At 59.6% G+C, this 1,321-nt stretch carries 1 protein-coding gene and 1 other annotated feature; the gene reads right to left on the reverse strand.

Annotated features, from left to right (window positions below; translation table 11 throughout):
• Positions 1–39 precede the first annotated feature (39 nt).
• A protein-coding gene (locus PQR40_RS38940; RefSeq protein WP_408511278.1) for an IS3 family transposase occupies positions 40–1,271 on the reverse strand; the annotation gives its coding sequence in 2 pieces (ribosomal slippage) (positions 40–983 and positions 983–1,271; 1,233 coding nt in all).
• Positions 877–993, reverse strand: a sequence feature (AL1L pseudoknot). Its footprint overlaps the gene before it by 117 nt.
• Positions 1,272–1,321: the final 50 nt, after the last annotated feature.

Below are 1,321 nucleotides of genomic sequence, written 5' to 3' on the forward strand. Positions count from 1 at the left end.
TGAACCGCCCCGGGTTCCGTGGAGGCTGTTGGGTTTCAGTTACGCTGCCATTGGGACAGCTTGATTAGAGAGTTGCCGGTAGTAGTTTGCTTCCGCTTCGGCGGGAGGGATGTAACCGATAGGTTCCAGCAGTCGATGGTTGTTAAACCATGACACCCATTCCAGCGTCGCGAACTCCACAGCTTCTTTGGTCTTCCAGGGCACTCGACGATGAATCAACTCGGCTTTGTAAAGTCCATTGATCGTTTCTGCTAGAGCATTATCGTAGCTGTCGCCCTTGCTGCCCACCGAAGGTTCGATGCCGGCTTCCGCTAGCCGCTCGCTGTATCGAATCGACACGTATTGCGACCCCCTATCCGAATGGTGAATCAAGCGACGGTCCTGCTCTGGTTGGCGTGCCCAGAGCGCTTGCTCCAATGCATCAAGTACAAAGTCCGTGCGCATCGAACTGCTGACGCGCCAGCCAACAATACGCCGGGCAAAGACGTCGATCACAAAGGCCACGTACAGCCAACCTTGCCAGGTCGATACATAGGTGAAATCCGAAACCCACAGCTGGTTCGGCCGCTCCGCTCGGAATTGCCGATTGACCCGGTCCAGCGGATAGGGCGCCTTGTCATCGCTGATCGTCGTGCGCATCACCTTGCCGCGCATCACGCCGCGCAGTCCCTGACGACGCATCAGTCGTTCGACGGTGCATCGCGCAACCGCAGTACCTTCACGGGCCAACTGACGCCAGACCTTATCAGCGCCGTAGACCTGCATATTAGCCCGCCAGACGCGCTCGATCTGCGGCACCAGCTCTTCGTCACGTCGAGCCCGCGCAGGTCGCAGTGTGGGATCCCGCAGTTGAGCTGCGTAACGACGGTACCCCGACGGGGCAATCCGCAGCACTTTGCAGATCGGCTCAACCCCGTACGTTGCCCGGTGCGCGTCAATGAAGTCCCTCATCACTTGAGTCGGCGGTCGAGCTCCGCCTGCGCGAAAAAAGCGCTCGCCAGCTTCAGGATCTCGTTGGCCCGGCGCAACTCCTTGACCTCGCGCTCCAGGTCTTTGACGCGCTGGGTCTCGGTCGTGCTCACGCCTTCACGCACCCCGGTATCAACCTCCTGGCGCTTGACCCATACCAACAGGGTCTGCGGCACGCAACCAATCTTGGGCGCAATCGACTCCACCGCAGCCCAAAGCGACGGGTACTCTCCGCGGTGCTCCTGCACCATACGCACGGCGCGCTCACGGGACTCAGGTGAAAACTTATTCGACTTGTTCATGGCTCCATCTTCTCAGAGGTTGGAGCCTCCTCAAAATCCGGGGCGGTTCA

Source organism: Paraburkholderia sediminicola (assembly GCF_046026855.1).
Lineage (GTDB): Bacteria > Pseudomonadota > Gammaproteobacteria > Burkholderiales > Burkholderiaceae > Paraburkholderia > Paraburkholderia sediminicola_A.